We start from the raw sequence: 19,299 nt of genomic DNA on the forward strand, positions 1-19,299 counted from the left end.
TGGGTGGTCCGCCGGGAGCGGGGGGCGGGCCCGGGGGGTGGCCGGGCACGGCGATATGGAAGTCTAGTCGCCCTCGTCGGCCCGCCGGGACGCCTCCGGGGCGGTCCCGCCGGTCCCGGCGGCCCCGGTCCCGGCCGCGGCGTCGGCCCCTGAACCGGCCTCGGTGCCGGCGGCGGGCCCCTCCTCGGCGTCGGCCGGGGCGTCCGCCCCGGTGCTGCCGTCCTCGGGTGCCTCGACGCCCGGCGGGGTGTCCACCGGCGCCGTCTGCTCGCTCTCGTCCTCCTCCGGATCGTCCGTGCGCAGCGGGATCCGCACGGGCTCGGTGGTGGAGGGCGGGACGTCGTAGTGGCGCAGCACCTGGCCCATGATCTTGCTGAAGGTGGGGGTGGTGCCGATCGCGCGGACGTCACCCTGGGGGCGCTGGAGCGTGACCGCCACGAGGTACTGGGGGTCCTCGACGGGGGCGACGCCCACGAAGGAGGTGGTGTACCCGTCGTAGCCGCCCTCCGGGCTGGGGGCCTCGGCGGTGCCGGTCTTGCCGCCCACCCGGTAGCCCTCCACGGCGGCCTCCTTGGCGCCGCCCTGGGTGACGGTGACCTCCATCATGTCGAGCACCTGCTCGGCCGTCTCCTCGGAGACGACCCGCTCGCCCTCGGGCCGCTCGACCGGGGTGCTGGTGCCGTCGGGGGCGACGACGGACTCGACGACCCGGGGCTCCACCTGGACCCCGCCGTTGCCGATGGCCTGGAAGATCGTCGCCGTGCGCAGCGGGGTCTGGGCGACGCCCTGGCCGAAGAGCACGGTGTACTGCTGGCGCACGTCCCACTGGTCCGCGCTCGTGAGGATGCCGGGCGACTCACCGGGCAGCTCGATGCCCGTGGTCTCGCCGACGCCGAAGCGCTGCATCCACTCGTGGCGCTGCTCCGGGGCGAGCTTGCCGCCGACCAGGACGGTGCCGGTGTTCATCGAGTCGGCGATGATCCCGGTGAACGTGCGCCGCTGCTCGCCGTGGTCGAAGGCGTCGGTGATCTTCTGCCCGTCGATCTCCAGGAACGGGGGCACAGTGATCTCCGTGCGGGGCGTGGCCACGCCCTCCTCCACGGCGGCCGCCGCGGTGAGGATCTTCTGGGTGGAGCCGGGTTCCACGGCCTGGGTGACGGCCCGCGCCCCCAGGTCCTCCGCCTCGGCGGAGCCGATGTCGTTGGGGTCCACGGTCGAGGAGTCGGCCAGCGCGAGCACCGCACCGTCCTCGATCCGCATGACCACGGCCGTGCCCCACTCGGCGTCCAGCTCCTCGGCGCGCTCGGTGACGGCCTGCTGGGCGAAGAACTGGACGTCGCTGTCGATCGACAGCTGCACCGAGGAGCCGTCCTCCACCGGGCTCTCCTCCTGGGGCGCCACCGGGATCCGCACGCCGTCGGCGCTGATCTCGAAGGTCCGGCTCCCGTCGGTGCCGCGCAGCAGCTCGTCCTGGGTCTGCTCGATCCCGCCGAGCGCCTCGTCGTCCCCGCCCATGAAGCCGACCACGCTGCCGCCCACCGGGCCGTTGGGGTAGATGCGGTCGGAGGACGGCTGCCCGTACACGTAGGGCAGGCCGAGCTCGCGCACGGTGTTCCACTGCTCGGGCGTGACCCCGCGGGCCACGTACTCGAACTGCTTGTCGCCGTCGAGGGCGTCCTTGACCTCGGTGTCCTCGAGCTCGAGGGCGTCGGCGAGCTGGTACACCGCCTGCGTGGGGGTCACGGTCTCGGTGGTGCCGTCGGCCAGGGGACGCTCGAACTCGCGCACCAGGGACTGGTCGACCGTGACGTCGTAGCGCTGGAGCGTGCGGGCCAGGACGTTGCCGTGGGTGTCGCGGATCTCACCGCGCAGCGCGGGCACCACCTCCGTTCGGGACCGCTCGCCGGCGGCGGCCTCGGCCCGGCCGGCGACGTCGAAGCCCTGCACCCACACGAGCCGGATCCCGAGAACCACGAGCAGGCCGAGCACGAGGACCACTCCGATGTGGCTGCGTCCGATGCCGCGGGCGCGGGGGGCGTCGGACGTCGAGCGTGCGCGTGCCACGTGTCTGCCTCGTTCCTGGTTGCGACTGGGAGATGTCCGGGGGGCTGCTGCCGGCGGGGGCGGGGGCCGGTGGCCCGGTCACTCCCCGGGCGTGCGCTGCGGCGGGGCCGCGAGGGAGCCGCCCTCCGCGTCCGCGGCGCCGGCCGGCGCGGCGTCCTCGCGGGCGCTGCGCTCGGCGTCCTCCCGCTCCTGCGCCGCCTTCTCCCGCTCGCGGTCCTCGGCGCGCTGGGCGGCACGGTCCGCGGCCTCGGAGCCGGTCTGGTGGGCGTGGTCGACCAGGATCTCGTGGTTCTCCTGGGGCTGCGCGGGCATGGGGTCGCCCTCGACGGTCCCGTTCGTGACGTCGACCGTGCCCGAGTCCTGCGCGGGGACCATGCCGAGGTCCGTCGCCATCACCGCAAGGTTCTGCGGGGCGTTGTAGAACTCGAGGTCCTGGGTGAGCGCCTCGTTCTGCTGGCTGAGGGCCTGCTCCTGGGCGCGCAGCTCCACGAGCCGGTACTGGCCCCCGGAGATCTGGATGTTCAGCACCAGGATCGAGGCCAGCGCCACCACGAGCGCCACCAGGCTGAGCACCACGGTGGAGAACCGCTGCCGGCGTGCCCGGCCCGGGACCACGGACAGCGGGGCCCGGGTCGACCCGGCCCGCTCCTCGGCGGGCGGCGCCGGGTCGCTCAGCTGGCGGGCGGAGGTGCCCTCCACCGGCGGACGCTGCCCGCGCCGCCCGGCCCAGGCGCCGATGCCCGTGCGCTGGGAGGTCGGGCGGACGGGGCGTCGCTGGAGTCCGGTTCCGCTCATGCCGTGTACCTCTGCGCGTTCTGTGCTGTGGGGGGGACGTGCTCTCGGATGCGCTCCACCGCGCGCAGGCGCGCGGAGGCGGCACGGGGGTTCTCGTCGATCTCCCGGGGGGTGGGGGTCTCCGTCCCGCGGGTCAGGACCCGCAGGGTGGGCTTGTGCTGGTCGAGCTCCACGGGGAAGCCCTTCGGCGCCGTCGAGGCGGCTCCGCGGGCGAAGGCCTGCTTGACGATCCGGTCCTCGAGGGAGTGGTAGCTCATGGCCACCACGCGCCCGCCCACGGGCACTGCGTCCAGTGCGGCGGGGATCGCCCGGCGCAGCACGTCGAGCTCCTCGTTGACCTCGATCCGCAGCGCCTGGAAGGTCTGCTTCGCGGGGTGGCCCTTGCGGTGCTGGGCACCCTGCGGCACGGCCCCGCGGACGACCTCGACGAGCTCGCCCGTGGTCCGCAGCGGGGTCCTGGCCCGCTGCGCCACGATCGCGCGGGCGATCCGACCGGCGAAGCGCTCCTCGCCCCAGTCCCGCAGGATCCGGCGCAGGTCCTCTTCGCTGTAGTCGTTGACCACGTCCTGGGCCGTGACGGGCGCGGTGGAGTCCATGCGCATATCCAGGGGCGCGTCGTAGGAGTAGGCGAAGCCGCGCTCGCGCTCGTCGAGCTGCAACGAGGAGACCCCGAGGTCGAAGAGCACCGCGTCCGCGTGGTCGAACCCGTGCCGGCCGAGGGCCTCCGGGATCCGGTCGTAGGTCGTGTGCACGGGGTGGAACCGGTCGCCGAACGGGGCGAGCCGCGCGCCGGCCAGTGCGTGGGCCTGCGGGTCCCGGTCGATCGCCACCAGCTGCAGGCCGGGGAAGCGCCGCAGCAGCGCCTCGGAGTGACCGCCCATGCCCATCGTCGCGTCCACCGCCACGGCGCCGTCCTCGCCGAGCGCGGGAGCCATCAGGTCCAGGCACCGTTCGAGCAGCACGGGAACGTGGAGCTGCTCGGCTGGGCGTTGCGCCATGGGCCCTCTCTTCGGCGGTCGACGGTGGATCGGTCTTCGGTGGCCGGCGCCGGGTCGACGCCGTGGTGCGGCGGCGGGCCTTCCAGGATCAGAACCCCATCCGCTGGCCGTCCCTCGAATCCGGCCTGGCTCAGGGGAAGGTGAGTCAGGACGGTGACGGCTGTGCGGCTGGAGATCTCATCCGGGAAGCGGCTCCGCGTGCTCCGCGGTGGTCTCGGCGGCCCTGCGCTCAGAAGAGCCCGGGCACCACTTCCTCCTCGGTCTCGGAGAAGACGGCCTCCTTCTCGTTCAGGTAGTCGTTCCACGCCTGGGCGTCCCAGATCTCCGCCCGGGTGCCCGCGCCGATGACGGCGAGCTCCCGGCCCAGCCCGGCGTAGTCCCGCAACGGCGGCGGTATGGTGACTCGGCCCTGCTTGTCCGGGACCTCGTCCGAGGCGCCCGAGAGAAAGACCCGGATGTAGTCCCTGGCCTGCTTCGAGGACAGCGGTGCCGCCCTCAGCTGCTCGTGGACCCGCTCGAACTCGCGGACGCTGAACACGTAGAGGCACCGTTCCTGACCGCGGGTCAGCACGAGTCCCTCCGCCAGTTCCTCCCGGTACTTCGCCGGCAGGATCAGGCGGCCCTTCTCGTCGAGACGGGGTGAGTACGTTCCGAGAAACATGCTCACCGCCTCTCCAGCCCGAGAGTTCTCCCAGATCCATCTCTTCGCCCCACTTTACTCCACTTCACTCCCCGGTCAACGAACGCAGGGCCCGGGCGCCGCGGCGTGGCGCGGCGCCCGGGCGCCGCGACGGGCGTCGCCCCAGGTGGGCACGATGGCGCCGCGGCGGCCGGCGGCGGGGAGGAGCGTGGAGGACACCCCGGGCCCGCGGTGCGGGGCGCCGGCACCGGGCGTCGGGGAGCGCGGTGGAGGACGCCGCGGCCCGCGGCACCGGGCGCCGGCGGAGGGGTGCGGGGAGGAGAGTGGAGGACGCCGCGGTGCGGGCTGCGGGGAGGACGGTGGAGGAACGCTCCCCGGACGTTCCCGGGGTGCGGCCGGGGTGCGGCCGCGGCACCTCCAGGGCATGAAAAAGCTCCCCGGCGGTGCACCGGGGAGCTGATCGGACCCTGCAGACCGCCGTGCGGCAGCAGGGTGGGGGGAGGTGGAGGGGCCGGTCGGGTCGGTCCGAGCGGGCGGCGCCCTGCGGTCGGCTCCGGGTCCGGGCGGGGCCGGTCAGGTGGACGGGCCCCCGGAGTTGCGCTGGTCCCAGCGCTCCTCGAGGTTCTGCAGGAAGGGCGACGAGCGGCGGGGCGGGCCGCCCTTGCCGGGCTCCCCGCCGGGGCGCGGCTTGCCGGAGCGCAGCGTGGCGACGTAGACACCCGCGCCCATCACGACGAAGCCCAGGACCCCGACCAGGATGGAGTCGATGACGACCCCGCCCAGGAGGACGAGCAGGCCGACGACGGCGATCACGATCCCGAGGACGATGTTGCGGGTGGAAGCACCCCTGACGGCGCGGGACCCCATGTTCGTCACGAACCTCGGGTCGTCCGCGTGGAGCTGCTTCTCGAGCTGCGCCAGGAGCTGTTGCTCGTGCTCGGACAGTGGCACGGTATGCCTCCTCATCCTTCGGGTGCGGATTCCCCGGCTGTTCCGGCGCCGCCTGCTACCAGGATAGACCGTCGGGTGCTGATTTGGCACCGCGCACACGGCTGTCAACAGCCTCCGAGTTGCCCTCCGGACTCCGGGGTGCGGGAGGCAGGAGACGGGCGGGGCCGAGGCGCTCGGCGCCGAAGCGGGCGTGCACCCGGTCCATGGCCTGCTCGGCGGCCCCCCACTCCTCCTCGCGGCCGTCCAGGCTCAGCTGCAGGGCGTCCGTGGCGGGCTCCAGCCGCTCGGCGCGGATGCCGATGAGCCGGACCGGCTGGGGCCGGTCCCCGAGCTCCTCGAGCAGGCCCACGCCGTGCTCGAGGAGGTCGTGGGCGGACGTGAAGGGATGCTGCAGGGTCCGCGACCGGGTGATGGTCGTGAAGTCCGCCCAGCGCACCTTGAGCCCCACCCGGCGGGCGCGCAGACCCTGCCGGCGCAGCCGCGAGGCGGTCCGGTGGCTGAGCCGCAGGAGGGTCTCGTGCAGCACGCGGTCGTCCGCGACGTCCCGGGGGAAGGTCTCCTCCGCGCCCACGCTCTTCTCCTCGCGGACCGGTTCGACGGGGCGGGGGTCCCGTCCGTTGGCGAGCTCGTGCAAGTGGTGGCCGGCCGCCCGTCCGACCAGGCGGGTCAGCATCGGCACGGGGGCGGCCGCGAGGTCCCCCACGCTCCTGAGCCCCGCGCCGGTGAGCGTCTCGGCCGTGCGCCCGCCGACGCCCCACAGCGCCGAGACCGGCAGCTCCGCCAGGAACGCGACGGTGTCCTCGGGCTGGACGAGCAGCAGGCCGTCCGGCTTGGAGCGGGTGGAGGCGATCTTCGCGACGGTCTTGTTGGCGCCGATCCCCACGGAGGCGGTCAGTCCCAGCTCGTCCCGCACACGGGCCCGCAGGCCGCGGGCGATGCCCACGGGCGGGCCGAGCCGCCGGACCGCTCCGGCGACGTCGAGGAAGGCCTCGTCCACGCTGATCTGCTCGACACGGTCGGTGATCTCCCGGAACATGGCCATGACCCGGCGGGAGTAGGCGTCGTAGGCGTCCCGGTGGGGCTCGAGCAGGACGGCCCGGGGGCACATCGCCCGGGCCCTTGCCAGGGGCATGCCGGAGCGGACGCCGAACGCCCGGGCCTCGTAGGACGCGGAGAGGACGACGGAGCGTCCGCCCGACCCGGCCACGATGACGGGCCTGCCGCGCAGCCCAGGGGCCGCGAGCAGCTCCACGCCGACGTAGAACATGTCCATGTCGACGTGCAGCACGGCGCACTGCCGCCAGCGCTCCAGCCGGTCCCTCGGCGTCTCGGTCACCGCGTCCTCCTCCCGGGTCCGGCACAGCTTAGCCCTCGGCGCGGACATCCCGGCCGCGGTGCGGGCCCCGGCCCGGGCGGAGCGCCCCGGTCCGCTCACCGGGCCTTCGATAGGCTGGGGCGGACATCGCGGACGACCGGCAGAGGGCGTCCGCCGCCGCCCCGAGTCCGAGGTCGATCCGCCCATGACGTGCCCGCCCCTCCCGCACCACCCCGACGCCCCCGCCGGCACCGCGCCGCAGGCCCGGCCCGAGGACGCCTTCCGCGCCGAGGACGAGCGGTTCGTGGCGCGGCTGCACGCGGAGCTGGAGGAGTTCTTCGGCCGGCAGCGAGCGGTCCTGGGCGGCATCTCGGCGGACGCCCTCCCGCTGCTGGACGCCGTCGTCGCGCTCTCCGCCGGCGGCAAGCGGCTGCGGGCGCGGCTGTGCTACTGGGGCTGGCGGGCGGCGGGCGGCGACCCGGAGGACCCGGCCGTGGTCCGGGCCGGGGCGGCGCTCGAGCTCTTCCAGTCCGCCGCGCTCATCCACGACGACGTCATCGACCGCTCCGACACCCGCCGCGGCGCCCCCAGCGTGCACCGCCGCTTCGAGTCCGTGCACGCGGACCGGGGCTGGGCCCTGGACGGTCCGGCCTTCGGCGTGGCCGCCGCGATCCTCTCGGGCGACCTGTGCCTGTCCTGGAGCGAGCAGTCGTTCGCCGCGGCCACCACCACGGCGCCCGGCGGCCACCGCGCACGGGCGGTCTTCGACCTCATGCGCTCCGAGGTGATGGCCGGGCAGTACCTCGACGTGCAGGGCGAGGTCGCCGGCGGGGGCCAGGACCGCGACGGCGCGGTGCAGCGGGCCCTGGACGTCATCCGGTACAAGTCGGCGAAGTACTCGGTGGAGCACCCCGTGGTGCTCGGCGCCGCCCTGGCCGGGGCGCCGGAGCCGGTCCTGGAGCGCTGCTCCGCGTTCGCGCTGCCCCTGGGCGAGGCGTTCCAGCTGCGCGACGACGTCCTGGGCGTGTTCGGCGATCCCGCGGCCACGGGCAAGCCCGCCGGCGACGACCTGCGCGAGGGCAAGCGGACGGTGCTCGTCGGCTACGTCCGCACGCTCGGCAGCGAGGCGCAGATCGCGCGGCTCGAGGACGCCCTGGGCCGGCCGGAGCTGACGGAGGAGGACGTCGAGGAGCTCCGCTCGCTCATCACGGCGTGCGGCGCCCTGGGCTCCACGGAGGAGCTCATCGAACGGCTCAGCGGGGAGGCGTTCACCGCGCTGGACCGGCTCGGGGCCGACGCCGTGCCGATGGCCGCGCTGCGCGGCCTCGCGACGGCTGCGGTCCGCCGCTCGTCCTGAGTCCGGCGCGCCGGTCAGGAGCGGGTCACCAGGCCAGGGCCTGCGCCCGGCGGCGGATCTCCGTCTTGCGCCCGTCCCGCAGCGCGTCGACGGGACGGCCCGGCAGGGACTCGTCCTCGGTGAACAGCCACGTGATCGCCTCGACGTCGGTGAAGCCGGAGTCCCGCAGGACCGCCACCGTGCCCTTCAGCGAGTCGACCACGGCGCCGTCCAGCAGGAAGGCGGCCGGCACCCGGCGGATGCTGTCGTGCGGGTTGCGGACGGCGAGGAGCGTCCCGTCGTCGACGAGGCCGTGGACGCGGGTGACCACGAGGCCGAGCTGCTCGGCGACGTCGGGCAGGGGCAACCACTCCTGGACGAGACCGTCCAGGCGGTCGAACTCCTCGGTGCTGATTCCGGATGTGTTCTTCACGCCCCCAGAGTGCCACGTCCGCCGGTGCCCGTGCCACGCGGGCCCGCCACGGTATGCTCGACCCGCGGAGCCGGCTGAGACCTCCGCACCTTCCCCGATCAGCGTCAGAGAGTTACTTCATGCCGTATCCCCCCGACAGCGACACGACCGACCCGAACGACGCACCGCGCTCCACCACCGCCGAGACCACTGCCGAGACCTCCGCCGAGGCCTCCGGGCGGCAGGACGACCGCTCCGCCGGCTGGGCGCGCCGCGCCCGGACGGGGTCGGCGGTCACCGCCGTCGCCGCCCTCGCCGCCCTGGGCGGGGGCACCGTGGCCCACGCCGCCCCCGCCCAGACGGCCCAGGTGGCCTCGGCGCCCCTGCTCGCCGGCCAGAAGACGACGAAGACCCCCGTGCACACCGTGTCCCCCGGGGACTCCCTGTGGGCGGTCGCCCAGCGCCACGGCGTGGCCGTGGACGAGCTCATGCGGTGGAACGACCTCTCCGGCGCGGCGCTGCTGCTGCCCGGGCAGGAGCTGCGCCTCTCCGGCGGGGCGGCCCCGGCGGCCGAGCCTTCGAAGAAGCCGGCCCCGCCCGCGGCGGAGCCGCCCCGGACGGAGCACGTGGTGCGCTCGGGCGACTCGCTGTGGAGCATCTCGCAGACGCGCGGGGTGTCGGTCCAGTCGCTCCTCGACGGCAACGACCTCACGGTGAACTCGCTGCTGCGCCCGGGCCAGCGGCTGTCGGTCTCGGAGCCGGCCCCCGAGACCGTGCGGACCGCCCAGGCCCCTGCCCCCGAGCGGGCCGAGCAGCCCCGGCCGGCGCCCGCGCGCGCCGTCGGCGACACCTTCCTGGGCCGCACGTACGAGGACGGGGTGGTGGACTCCGCCAACCGCCACCACGAGCAGCTCGCCGCCCGCCCCGCGCCCTCGCGCGAGGAGATGCGCCGGCTCGTCCACGACACCGCCGTGCGGATGGGCGTGGACCCGGCGCTCGCCCTGGCGCACGCCCACCAGGAGTCGGGCTTCGACCACCGGGCCGTGTCCCCCGCGGACGCCGTGGGCACCATGCAGGTCATCCCGGACGCCGGGGACTGGGCCTCGGGACTCGTGGGCCGGGAGCTCGACCTGCTCGACCCGCAGGACAACGTCACCGCCGGCGTGGCCATCATCCGGCAGCTGGGCCGCGCCGCGCCCAGCACCGACGTGGCCATCGCCGCGTACTACCAGGGCCTGCACGGGGTGAAGAAGTACGGGATGTACGACGACACCAAGCAGTACGTCAAGAGCGTCAAGACGCACCGCAAGCGGTTCGGACCGTGACCTGCGACCCAGCCTGCGCACAGCGCCCCGCCCTAGGCTGATCCCGTGCAGCACGCGCTCCCCGACCACCTGACCGGGACCGTCCTCGAGGGCCGCTACGAGCTGGGTCCGCGGATCGCCCGTGGTGGCACCGCCACCGTGTACCGGGCGGTGGACACCCGCCTGCAGCGCGTCGTGGCGGTCAAGCTCATGCACGCCCACCTGGCCGAGGACCCGGCCGCGGCGGACCGGTTCGTGCGGGAGGCCCGGTCGGCGGCGCGGCTGTCCCATCCCCACGTGGTCTCCGTGCTCGACCAGGGCCACGCCCCGGACGGGGTGCCGTACCTGGTCATGGAGCACGTGGCGGGCTCGACGCTGCGGGACCTCCTGCGCCGGCGCGGCGCCCTGCCCCCGGGCGAGGCGCTCGGGCTGCTGGAACCGGTCCTCGACGGGCTGGCGGCGGCCCACCGCGAGGGCCTGGTGCACCGCGACGTGAAGCCGGAGAACGTGCTGATCTCCGCCGCCGGCCGGGTGACCGTCGCGGACTTCGGTCTCACCCGCGCCGTCGACCAGCACACGGCGACCGGAACGGTGCTGGGCACGGTCGGCTACGCCTCGCCGGAGCTCGTCACGGGGCAGCGGGTCGACACCCGCGCGGACGTGTACTCGGCCGGGATCCTGCTCTTCGAGCTCCTGGCCGGCCGCCGTCCCTTCGAGGGCGGTCCGCTGGCCGTGGCCCGCGCCCACGCGGACGGCGCCGTCCCGGACCTGCGCACCCTCGATCCCGGTCTCCCGGCCGGTGTGGCGCGGCTGGTCGCCCGGGCCACGGCACGGGAGCCGGAGCGGCGTCCGCCCGACGCCGGCAGCTTCCTCGACGAGCTCCGGTCGGTCCGGGCGGGTCTGCGGCCCGCGGAGCTCGACCGCCCCCCGGGACCCGGCGCCGCCCGCGGCACCCCGGCCGTGCCGGCTCCGGACGCCGCGGCCACGGCGGCCCTGGACCCCGCGGTCGGACCCACCGCGGCCCTCGGGGCGGGCGCCCCCACGGAAGCCCTCGGCCGAACCGCTCCCACGGAAGCCCTCGGCCGAACCGCTCCCACGGAGGCCCTCGGTTCGAGCGGCACCACGGAGACCATCGGCCGGGACGCCCCCACCGAGACCCTCGGCCGGGACGCTCCCACGGAGGCGTTCGGCCCGGCGGCCGGCCGGACCGGGGTGCCGGGTCCGCACGCCGCGACCCTGGGAGCGGCTGGGGCCGGGGCCCCGGCGGTCTCCGGCCGGCCGCTGCCGGCGCGGACCTCGAGCGGCTCCTCCGACCCCTGGCGGCCCGAGGTCGAGCTGCGGCCCACCCGGCCCCTGCACGCGGCGGGGACGCTGGCCCTGGTCGCGCTCGCGGTGGCCGGGGCGGCATTCCTGGGCTGGCTCCTGGGCTCCGGTCCGGGCGGGACCGTGAGCGTGCCGGACGTGCGGGGAGCGGGTCCGGAGCTCGCCGAGCAGTACCTGGCCGGGGCCGGTCTGGGCAACGTCGCCGTGCACGAGACCGCGGACCCGGTGGCCCCCGCCGGCACCGTGCTCGGCACCGACCCGGAGGCCGGGGCCACGGTGCGCTCCGCGGAGCAGGTCGTCCTGCTGGTCTCGACCGGTCCCGTGCGGACCACCGCGCCCGACGTCACCGGGATGTCGGAGGAGGACGCCCGGGCGCGCCTCGAGGACGCCGGGCTGGCGGCCGGCACCCGGAGCCCGGTCGCCGACGACGCCGCCGCCGGGACGGTCGTGGGCCAGCACCCGGAGGCGGGCGAGGCGGTGGCCGAGGGGTCGGCCGTGGACCTCGCCGTCTCCCTCGGGGCCCGCGCCGACTCCGCGCCCGGGGTGCTGGGCAGGCCCGTGGACGAGGCGGTCCGGCTCCTCGCGGAGGCGGGGTTCGCGGCGCGGGTCGAGGAGAGCCTCGGCGCCCCCTTCGGCTACGTGGTGGCCCAGACGACGGACGGGGCCGAGGTCGTCCTCACCGTCGTCTGAGCGGACGGCAGGAACGGCCCCGGCCCCGTCGGCCGGTCCCGCGCTCAGCGGCGGGAGAGGTAGCCCGCCACGAGGAACGCGATCTCCAGGGACTGCATGTGGTTCAGGCGCGGGTCGCACAGCGACTCGTAGCGGTCCTGGAAGGAGGACTCGTCGACGGGGTCGGCGCCGCCGAGGCACTCCGCGACGTCGTCGCCCGTCATCTCCACGTGGATGCCGCCGGGGAAGGAGCCGATCGCCTCGTGCACCTCGAAGAAGCCGCGGACCTCGTCCACGACGTCGTCGAAGTTTCGGGTCTTGTACCCGGACGGCAGGGACACGGTGTTGCCGTGCATGGGGTCGGTGACCCACACGACCTTGGCGCCGGAGCGCTCCACGGCCTCGACGAGCGGGGGCAGCTTCTCCCGGATGTTCTTCGCGCCCATGCGGGTGATGAAGGTGAGCCGTCCGGGCTCGCGCTCCGGGTCGAGCTTGTCGATGAGCGCCAGCGCGTCGTCCCCGGTCGTCTTGGGGCCGAGCTTCACGCCGATCGGGTTGCGCAGCCGGGAGAGCAGGTCCACGTGGGCGCCGTCGAGCTCCCGGGTGCGCTCGCCGATCCACAGGAAGTGCCCGGACGTGCCGTACGGGAGGTGGGTGCGGGAGTCGATGCGGCTCAGCGCGCGCTCGTAGTCCAGCAGCAGGGCCTCGTGGCCGGCGTAGAACTCCGTGGTGCGCAGGGCGTCGAAGTCCGCGCCGCACGCGTCCATGAACTTCACGGCCCGGTCGATCTCGCGGGCGAGCGACTCGTACCGGGCGTGGGCCGGGTTCGTGGTGAAGCCCATGTTCCAGGCGTGCACGAGGCGCAGGTCCGCGAACCCGCCCGTGGTGAAGGCCCGGATGAGGTTCAGGGTCGAGGCCGAGGTGTGGTAGCCGCGCACCATCCGCCGCGGGTCGTGGACCCGGGACTCCTCGGTGAAGTCGAAGCCGTTGACCATCTCGCCGCGGAACGTCGGCAGCGTCGTGCCGTCGCGGGTCTCGTCGTTGGACGAGCGGGGCTTCGAGAACTGCCCGGCCATCCGGCCCATCTTCACCACGGGCATGGACGCGCCGTAGGTGAGCACCACGGCCATCTGCAGCAGCGTCTTGACCCGGGCGCTGATCCGGTCGGCGGTGGCGCCCTCGAAGGTCTCGGCGCAGTCCCCGCCCTGCAGGAAGAACGCCCGGCCGTTGGCGACCTCGGCCAGACGGTCGCGCAGCTTGTCCACCTCCCCCGCGAAGACGAGGGGCGGGACCGCGTTGAGCTCGGCGATCGAGGCGGCGAAGTCGGGGTGGTCGCGCCAGGTCGGCTGCTGGTCGGCGGCCAGCTCGCGCCAGTCGTCCAGCCCCGGGTAGTCGGCCGCAGAGGGCACCGGGGAGGCGAGGTTGCGGAGGCTGTCGGGAACGGTGAAGTCGAGCATCATGTCTTCCTATGTCTCGTCCGGGGCGGGGCCGGGCGCGGGATCAGGGTGCGGTGGGCCGCGGGGTGTCGTCGTCAGCGGCGCCGGGACGGTCGCGGTGGGCGATGGAGTCCGCGGTCCGGCGGGCGGTGTGGGCGGCGCTGCGCGCCTTGTCCTTGGCGTTGCCCACGAGCTCCGCCGCGGCCTGCTTGGTCTCCTGGCGCTTCTGCTCGGCGAGCCGCTTCTTGTGCTCCGAGGCGTAGACGTCCACGTAGACCTGGCCGGAGAGGGCCTGGATCGCGTGCATGATCTCGTCGGTGACCTCGCGGAGCAGGGCGTGCTCACCCTGCCGGCCCCGGTAGCGGGAGAAGTCGAGGGGCTCGCCGAAGATCGTGGTGACCCGGGCGCTGCGGCGGGGCAGCGGGAGCCTGGTCCCGATCGGCTGGACCTTGTCGGTGCCGACCATGGCGATCGGGACGACCGGGGCCCCCGTCTCGAGCGCGAGCCGGGCCACCCCGATCTTGCCCTTGTACATGCGGCCGTCCGGGGAGCGGGTGCCCTCCGGATAGATCCCGAGCAGCTCGCCCTCCAGCAGCTTGCGGCCGCCGTTGCTCAGGGACTTCGCGCTGGCCCGGCCCCCGGAGCGGTCCATGGGGATCTGGTTGATGGCGCGGAAGAACGCGGCCATCACCCTGCCCTTGACGCCGGGGCTGTTGAAGTAGTCGGACTTCGCCAGGAAGTACACCTGCCGGGGCACGGCCACGGGCATGAACACCGAGTCGGAGACGGAGAGGTGGTTGCTCGCGAGGATGGCCGGGCCCTCCTCGGGCACGTGCTCCAGGCCGCGCACCTCGGGACGGAAGGCGACGTTGATCAGGGGGCCGACGACGTAGCGCTTCAGAAACATGTAGACCATGTGGGAGGGGACTCCTTCGTGCTGATCGGGATGTCGCGAGGGTCCGTGCCGCTCGGACCGGGTCCGGCCTCCGGTATTCTCTCACGTCCGCACGGGCACCCGCGCCGGTCCGCCCGCCGACGGCGCCCGCCCTGACATCATGGACGCATGACGCCACCCGTCGAGGACCAGCACCTGCCCGCCCCCTCCGCGACCGTCGGGCCCGCCGCCGCGGACGATCCCGGCGCGCCCTTCCACCATCCGGCCGACGGGCCCGCGGGCGCGCTCGTGCTGCACGGCTTCACCGGCGTCCCGTTCAGCGTCCGCCCCTGGGGCCGGGCGCTGCACGCGGCGGGCGCCGACGTCGTCGGGCCCGTGCTGCCCGGCCACGGCACCCGCTGGGAGGACCTCGCCGGCGTCCGCTGGGAGCAGTGGCGCGACCACGCGGCCGAGCACGTGCAGCGGCTGCGGGCCCGGCACGACGTGGTGGTGGTGTGCGGGCTGTCCATGGGCGGGGCGCTCGCCCTGCACCTCGCCGCGACCCTGCCCGTCGACGGGGTCGTGGCCCTGAACCCGGCGCTGTCCCTCGTCAGCCGCACGGCCAGGCTCGCCCCGGCCCTGCACCGCGCGGTGCCGTCCGTGCCGGGCGTGGGGGACGACATCAGCCTCCCGGGCGTCACCGAGCACGCCTACCCGCGCACGCCCGTGGCGGGCGTCGCCGAGCTGGGCCGGTTCATGACCCGGACCCGGAGGATGCTGCCCGCGGTCACCGCCCCGGTCCTGGTGCTGCGCTCGCTGCACGACCACGTGGTGTCGGACGCCTCGCACCTGCACGTGCTGCGCCGGGCCGGCGGGGACGTGGAGCTGGTGCGGCTGGCGGAGAGCTTCCACGTGGCCACCCTGGACCGGGAGGCGGACGTGGTCGCGGCGCGGTCCGTGCGCTTCCTGGAGGACCTGCTGGCGGGCCGCAGCCCGGTCACCGCGAGACCGTTGCGCCCCGCCTCCCGGGGGGACCGGCGATGAGTGCGGGCCCGGGGACGCCGGGCGGCGCCGGGCACGGCCCCGAGGACGAGTGGAGCCGGATCGTGTCGGACCTCGAGGACGTGCGCCGGGCCGGGGACCGGCACCTCGCCGGGCCCCGGGACTGGTCCCCCGAGGACGCCGGAGCAGAGGCTGCCGGGGCAGAGGGCGCCGGGGAGCCGGAGGACGCGGGGGACGACGACGCGCCCTACTCCCCCGACCCCGGGCCGGTCACGCAGGGACTCAGCGGCGGGGCACTGCTGTCCTGGACCGTGCTGGTCGGGGTGCCCGTGCTGCTGGTGGTGCTCTCCCTCCTGCCCGGCTCCCTGCCGTGGTGGGCCATCGTGGGCGGCCTGGTCGCCGTGGTCGGGGCCATCGGCCACCTGCTGCGGTCCCTGCCCGACGACCGCGACGAGCTGGACGACGGCGCCCGCGTCTGACGGGGTTTGCGTGAGCCAATTCACTAGACTGGAGCGGACGGCCCACCGACCCCGATCCGAGGAGAACCCCATGCGCCACGTCGCGACCGACGCCCTCGTGGACCCACCGGCCCACAGCCGCATCACCGACTTCCTGCTCATGCAGGCGGGCCAGGACGAGGATCCGCACCTGTACACCGTCCTGGGGCCGGAGGGGGCCGCCCGCGAGGTGCGCGCCCGGGAGTTCCTCGCCGCCGTGCAGGGTGTGGCCAAGGGTCTCGTGGCCGCGGGGATCGAGCCCGGGGACCGGGTGGGCATCCTCAGCCGGACGCGCTACGAGTGGACCCTCGCAGACCTCGCGATCTGGTACGCCGGCGCCGTGCCCGTCCCCGTCTACGACTCGTCCTCGGCGCAGCAGATCGCCTGGATCATGGGCGACTCCGACGCCAAGGCCGTGTTCGTCGAGACGCAGGCCCTCGAGGACTCCGTGCTCGCCGCCTCGCGGGAGACGCCGTTCCGCGCCGCGGAGAACGTCTGGCGCCTGGACGGCACCGGCACGGGCCTCGACGAGCTCGCGCGCGCCGGCGCGGACGTGCCGGACGAGGAGCTCGAGGCCCGCCGCACGTCGCGCGGGCTCGAGGACGTCGCCACGATCATCTACACCTCGGGGACCACCGGACCGCCCAAGGGGTGCGAGCTGACGCACGGGAACTTCGTGCGGCTGTGCGAGAACACGACCCTGGTCGTCGAGGACATCATCCACCCGGGCGCCCGGACGCTCCTGTTCCTGCCGCTGGCCCACGTCTTCGCCCGCTTCGTGGAGGTGATCGCCCTCTACTCCGGGACCGTCCTGGCCCACACCCCGGACGTGAAGAACCTGATGGCGGACCTCGGGGCCTTCCGGCCCACGTTCATCCTGGCCGTCCCGCGCGTGTTCGAGAAGATCTACCAGAGCGCCCGCCTCAAGGCCGAGAAGGCCGGCGGGGCGAAGTCCCTGATCTTCGAGCGCGCGGTGACCACGGCCGTCGCGTACTCGAAGGCCGGTCAGGACGGGCGGGTCCCGCCGCTCCTGCGCGCGCGCCACGCCCTCTACGACCGGCTCGTGTACTCGAAGCTGCGGGACGCGATGGGCGGGGAGGTCACGCACGCCGTCTCGGGCGGCGCCGCCCTCGGCACCCGGCTGGGCCACTTCTTCAACGGGATCGGCGTGTACGTCGTGGAGGGCTACGGGCTCACGGAGACCACGGCCCCGATCGCCGTCAACACCCCGGAGATCGGCAAGATCGGCACCGTGGGACTGCCGCTGCCGGGCAACGAGGTGCGGATCGGCGAGGACGGGGAGGTCCTGGTCCGGGGCACCCACGTCATGCGCGGCTACCACGGGCGGGAGGACCTCACCGCCGAGGCCTTCGAGGACGGGTGGTTCCGCACCGGCGACCTCGGCTCGCTCGACGAGGACGGCGCCCTCACCCTCACCGGCCGGAAGAAGGAGATCATCGTCACCGCCGGCGGCAAGAACGTGGTCCCCAACGTGCTGGAGGACCCCATCCGCGCCTCGGCCCTGGTCTCCCAGGTCATGGTGGTCGGGGACAACCGGCCGTTCGTGGCCGCCCTCGTGACCCTCGACCAGGACGTGCTCCCCGCCCGCCTGGAGCTGATGGGCCTGGACCCCGCGATGCCGGTGGCGGAGGCCGCCCGGCACCCGAAGGTCGTCGAGCACGTCCAGGACATCGTCACCCGGGCGAACCAGGCGGTCTCCCGCGCGGAGAGCATCCGGGCCTTCGAGATCCTCGACGTCGACTGGACGGAGGCCTCCGGGCACCTGACCCCGTCCATGAAGATCAAGCGGGCCAGGATCGCCCAGGACTTCGCGGACCGGATCGAGGAGATCTACTCGCGCCCCGCCCCCGATCCGGCCGCGGCCCCCGTCACCCCGGCGGAGCGGATCAAGGAGAAGCTCTCCCACGCGCACCTGCCGGGCCGCGGCTGACCCCGGGCCGGCCGGCGGCCGGTGGGATCACCGGCCGCCGACGAGGGCCCCCGGGGACAGCGGTGAGTGCTCGGGGACGTCGAGGCCCAGCAGGGCGTTCTCGACGACCTCGCTCAGGGCGGGGTGGATCCAGTACTGGCCGCGCGCCATCGTGTGCGCGTCGAGGCCGAAGGACATGGCCTGCACCAGCGGCTGGATGAGCAGGGAGGCCTCCTCCCCGATCAGGTGCGCGCCCAGGAGGCGACCGGTGCCCTTCTCCGCAATCAGCTTGCACAGCCCCGTGCGATCCTCCATGGCCCACCCGTAGGCCGTGGCCCCGTAGTCCTGCACCTTGACGGTGATCTCGCTGCCCTGCTCGACCGCCCACTGCTCGGCCTCCTGCTGCGTCATGCCGACGGAGGCGATCTGCGGGCTGGTGAACACGGCGGAGGGCACGAACCGGTGGTCGGTGGCCCGGAGGTCGCCGGGGTGCAGGAGGTTGTGCTGCACCGTGCGGGCCTCGGCGTTGGCCACGTGCTTGAGCTGGTAGGGCGAGCTGATGTCGCCCAGCGCCCACACGCCCTCGACGGGGCGGCCCCCGGAGAGGGCGCGCTGGTGCTCGTCGACGGCCAGCAGCCCGTCCGGCCGCACGTCCAGCCCGCCCGCCCGGGCGTCGAGCACGTCGGTGTTCGGCTGCCGGCCCGTGGCCACCAGCACCACGTCCGCGGGCAGGCGCATGACGAGCTCCGGGTCCTGCGGGTCGCGGAAGGTGACCATCACGGCGCACTCGTCGCCGTCCCACTCCTCGACCTCGCTCAGCGACCAGCCCGTCTCCAGCTTCCACTGCCGGGAGGCCTCGCGGGCGAACCGCTCGGCGATCTCCGGGTCGTGGTAGCGCAGGATCCGGTGCGAGCGGTTGACCTGGGTGACGCGCGCGCCGAGGCTGGAGAAGACGTGGGCGAACTCGGCGCCGATGTAGCCGCCGCCGACCACCACCACGCGGCGGGGCATCTCCTCGATGCGCATCACCGTGTCCGAGGTGTGCACCTGGGGCAGGTCGATCCCGGGGATCTCCGGCCGCACCGGGCGCGAGCCGGAGACCACCACGATCTGGTCGGCCGTGAGGTCCTCCCCCGAGGCGGTGCGCAGGGTCCGCGGGGCGGTGAAGCGCACGTGCTCCTCGTAGACCGTCACGTGCGGCAGCGTCCGGCGGTACTCGAGCCCGCCGTGGGAGATCGCGTCGATCCGCCCGAAGATCCGGTCCCGCATCTCCCGCCAGCGCACGTCCTCCACCGAGACGTGGAGGCCGAGCCGGTCCGCCTCCTGGGCGCGGCGGGCCACGCTCGCCGGATACGCGTACATCTTCGTCGGGATGCAGCCGACGTTGAGGCAGGTGCCGCCGAAGGTCCCGCCGTCGATGATGGCGACGTCCAGGCCCTCGTAGTCCTCGGTGAGGATCGAGTTGCCCGAGCCGGAGCCGATGATGATGAGGTCGAATTTCCGCATGCGACCCATCCTATGCGCGCCCGCCGGGCGGCCCCCGCCGGCACCGCGGCCCTCCCGGGGGCCGCGGTGCCGGCGCGGGCGTGCCGGGTCAGCCGGCGGTGTCGAGCGCCAGCAGGAGGTCGCCGCCGGAGACCTGGGTGACGCCCTTGAGGGCCACCCGGGCGACCGTGCCGCCCGTGGGGGCGGTGATGGAGGCCTCCATCTTCATGGCCTCGATGGTGGCCACCTGGCCGCCCGCCTCCACGGT

General features: G+C 74.6%; 17 protein-coding genes. 6 read left to right on the forward strand and 11 right to left on the reverse strand.

All coding sequences use genetic code 11. From position 1 onward, the window contains the following. Positions 1 to 63 precede the first annotated feature (63 nt). The 6 genes from RF640_RS12175 to dinB all read right to left on the reverse strand — a co-directional run bounded on the left by RF640_RS12175 (position 64) and on the right by dinB (position 6,784). Entirely contained in the window at positions 64 to 2,064 is a 2,001-nt protein-coding gene (locus tag RF640_RS12175; protein WP_109243789.1) for a penicillin-binding protein 2, read from the reverse strand. Between the two features lie 78 nt (positions 2,065 to 2,142). Then, positions 2,143 to 2,859 (reverse strand): hypothetical protein, encoded by a 717-nt coding sequence (locus RF640_RS12180; protein ID WP_241482804.1) that lies wholly within the window; start codon positions 2,857 to 2,859, stop codon positions 2,143 to 2,145. Continuing rightward, a complete protein-coding gene (rsmH, locus tag RF640_RS12185; protein WP_035924058.1) occupies positions 2,856 to 3,857 on the reverse strand; it encodes a 16S rRNA (cytosine(1402)-N(4))-methyltransferase RsmH in 1,002 nt (333 codons plus the stop codon). Before rsmH ends, RF640_RS12180 begins: the two co-directional genes overlap by 4 nt. A gap of 229 nt (positions 3,858 to 4,086) precedes the next feature. Then, positions 4,087 to 4,518, reverse strand: a complete 432-nt coding sequence (mraZ, locus tag RF640_RS12190; protein ID WP_031283112.1) for a division/cell wall cluster transcriptional repressor MraZ — start codon at positions 4,516 to 4,518, stop codon at positions 4,087 to 4,089. Positions 4,519 to 5,070: 552 nt separating this feature from the next. Then, complete coding sequence (locus RF640_RS12195; RefSeq protein WP_017833696.1) at positions 5,071 to 5,448, reverse strand: DUF3040 domain-containing protein; 378 nt, start codon at positions 5,446 to 5,448, stop codon at positions 5,071 to 5,073. A gap of 55 nt (positions 5,449 to 5,503) precedes the next feature. Then, entirely contained in the window at positions 5,504 to 6,784 is a 1,281-nt protein-coding gene (gene dinB, locus RF640_RS12200) for a DNA polymerase IV (RefSeq protein WP_095651545.1), read from the reverse strand. A 184-nt stretch (positions 6,785 to 6,968) separates the two neighbouring features. On the opposite strand from dinB, the gene RF640_RS12205 reads away from it, so the two are divergent. After that, complete coding sequence (locus RF640_RS12205) at positions 6,969 to 8,120, forward strand: polyprenyl synthetase family protein (protein WP_109243788.1); 1,152 nt, start codon at positions 6,969 to 6,971, stop codon at positions 8,118 to 8,120. A gap of 25 nt (positions 8,121 to 8,145) precedes the next feature. Here the strand turns inward: RF640_RS12205 and RF640_RS12210 are convergent, their stop codons facing one another. After that, positions 8,146 to 8,532: an Rv2175c family DNA-binding protein gene (locus RF640_RS12210; RefSeq protein ID WP_017833699.1), complete on the reverse strand. Its 387-nt coding sequence runs from the start codon at positions 8,530 to 8,532 to the stop codon at positions 8,146 to 8,148. A gap of 119 nt (positions 8,533 to 8,651) precedes the next feature. Here RF640_RS12210 and RF640_RS12215 point away from each other — a divergent pair, with 119 nt between their 5' ends. Both RF640_RS12215 and RF640_RS12220 read left to right on the forward strand, forming a co-directional pair. Then, a complete protein-coding gene (locus RF640_RS12215) occupies positions 8,652 to 9,836 on the forward strand; it encodes a LysM peptidoglycan-binding domain-containing protein (RefSeq protein WP_095651543.1) in 1,185 nt (394 codons plus the stop codon). Positions 9,837 to 9,881: 45 nt separating this feature from the next. Beyond that, positions 9,882 to 11,828, forward strand: coding sequence for a PASTA domain-containing protein (locus RF640_RS12220; protein ID WP_095651542.1), 1,947 nt, complete (start codon positions 9,882 to 9,884; stop codon positions 11,826 to 11,828). A gap of 44 nt (positions 11,829 to 11,872) precedes the next feature. On the opposite strand, the gene RF640_RS12225 is transcribed toward RF640_RS12220, so the two are convergent. Both RF640_RS12225 and RF640_RS12230 read right to left on the reverse strand, forming a co-directional pair. Then, entirely contained in the window at positions 11,873 to 13,264 is a 1,392-nt protein-coding gene (locus tag RF640_RS12225) for a class II 3-deoxy-7-phosphoheptulonate synthase (RefSeq protein WP_031283120.1), read from the reverse strand. A 43-nt stretch (positions 13,265 to 13,307) separates the two neighbouring features. Beyond that, positions 13,308 to 14,159, reverse strand: coding sequence for a 1-acyl-sn-glycerol-3-phosphate acyltransferase (locus RF640_RS12230; protein ID WP_017833703.1), 852 nt, complete (start codon positions 14,157 to 14,159; stop codon positions 13,308 to 13,310). A 147-nt stretch (positions 14,160 to 14,306) separates the two neighbouring features. Between RF640_RS12230 and RF640_RS12235 the strand changes: the two genes are divergently transcribed. The 3 genes from RF640_RS12235 (at position 14,307) to RF640_RS12245 (ending at position 17,567) form a co-directional block, all read left to right on the forward strand. Further along, positions 14,307 to 15,161 (forward strand): carboxylesterase, encoded by an 855-nt coding sequence (locus tag RF640_RS12235; RefSeq protein ID WP_109243785.1) that lies wholly within the window; start codon positions 14,307 to 14,309, stop codon positions 15,159 to 15,161. Next, positions 15,158 to 15,598, forward strand: coding sequence for a hypothetical protein (locus RF640_RS12240; RefSeq protein ID WP_109243784.1), 441 nt, complete (start codon positions 15,158 to 15,160; stop codon positions 15,596 to 15,598). The genes RF640_RS12235 and RF640_RS12240 overlap by 4 nt, the downstream gene beginning before the upstream one ends. Before the next feature lie 70 nt (positions 15,599 to 15,668). Beyond that, positions 15,669 to 17,567 carry a long-chain fatty acid--CoA ligase gene (locus RF640_RS12245; RefSeq protein ID WP_126346392.1) on the forward strand — a complete coding sequence of 633 codons (1,899 nt, stop codon included), beginning with the start codon at positions 15,669 to 15,671 and terminating at the stop codon, positions 17,565 to 17,567. A 27-nt stretch (positions 17,568 to 17,594) separates the two neighbouring features. Here RF640_RS12245 and RF640_RS12250 read toward each other — a convergent pair whose 3' ends face one another. Both RF640_RS12250 and RF640_RS12255 read right to left on the reverse strand, forming a co-directional pair. Continuing rightward, on the reverse strand, positions 17,595 to 19,052 hold the full coding sequence (locus RF640_RS12250; RefSeq protein ID WP_368827972.1) for a mycothione reductase: 1,458 nt from the start codon (positions 19,050 to 19,052) through the stop codon (positions 17,595 to 17,597). An 88-nt stretch (positions 19,053 to 19,140) separates the two neighbouring features. Continuing rightward, positions 19,141 to 19,296: a biotin/lipoyl-containing protein gene (locus RF640_RS12255; RefSeq protein WP_368827979.1), complete on the reverse strand. Its 156-nt coding sequence runs from the start codon at positions 19,294 to 19,296 to the stop codon at positions 19,141 to 19,143. Positions 19,297 to 19,299 lie beyond the last annotated feature (3 nt).

The sequence above is a fragment of the Kocuria sp. CPCC 205231 genome, from assembly GCF_040980965.1.
Taxonomy (GTDB): Bacteria; Actinomycetota; Actinomycetes; order Actinomycetales; family Micrococcaceae; genus Kocuria; species Kocuria rosea.

Excerpts from the sequence above, each read along its gene's own strand:
- RF640_RS12225 (WP_031283120.1), bottom strand. The coding sequence starts at position 13,264 with ATGCTCGACTTCACCGTTCCCGACAGCCTCCGCAACCTCGCCTCCCCG.
- RF640_RS12240 (WP_109243784.1), top strand. The coding sequence starts at position 15,158 with ATGAGTGCGGGCCCGGGGACGCCGGGCGGCGCCGGGCACGGCCCCGAG.
- rsmH (WP_035924058.1), bottom strand. The coding sequence starts at position 3,857 with ATGGCGCAACGCCCAGCCGAGCAGCTCCACGTTCCCGTGCTGCTCGAA.
- RF640_RS12230 (WP_017833703.1), bottom strand. The coding sequence starts at position 14,159 with ATGGTCTACATGTTTCTGAAGCGCTACGTCGTCGGCCCCCTGATCAAC.
- RF640_RS12180 (WP_241482804.1), bottom strand. The coding sequence starts at position 2,859 with ATGAGCGGAACCGGACTCCAGCGACGCCCCGTCCGCCCGACCTCCCAG.
- RF640_RS12250 (WP_368827972.1), bottom strand. The coding sequence starts at position 19,052 with ATGCGGAAATTCGACCTCATCATCATCGGCTCCGGCTCGGGCAACTCG.
- RF640_RS12205 (WP_109243788.1), top strand. The coding sequence starts at position 6,969 with ATGACGTGCCCGCCCCTCCCGCACCACCCCGACGCCCCCGCCGGCACC.
- RF640_RS12245 (WP_126346392.1), top strand. The coding sequence starts at position 15,669 with ATGCGCCACGTCGCGACCGACGCCCTCGTGGACCCACCGGCCCACAGC.
- RF640_RS12215 (WP_095651543.1), top strand. The coding sequence starts at position 8,652 with ATGCCGTATCCCCCCGACAGCGACACGACCGACCCGAACGACGCACCG.
- mraZ (WP_031283112.1), bottom strand. The coding sequence starts at position 4,518 with ATGTTTCTCGGAACGTACTCACCCCGTCTCGACGAGAAGGGCCGCCTG.
- RF640_RS12235 (WP_109243785.1), top strand. The coding sequence starts at position 14,307 with ATGACGCCACCCGTCGAGGACCAGCACCTGCCCGCCCCCTCCGCGACC.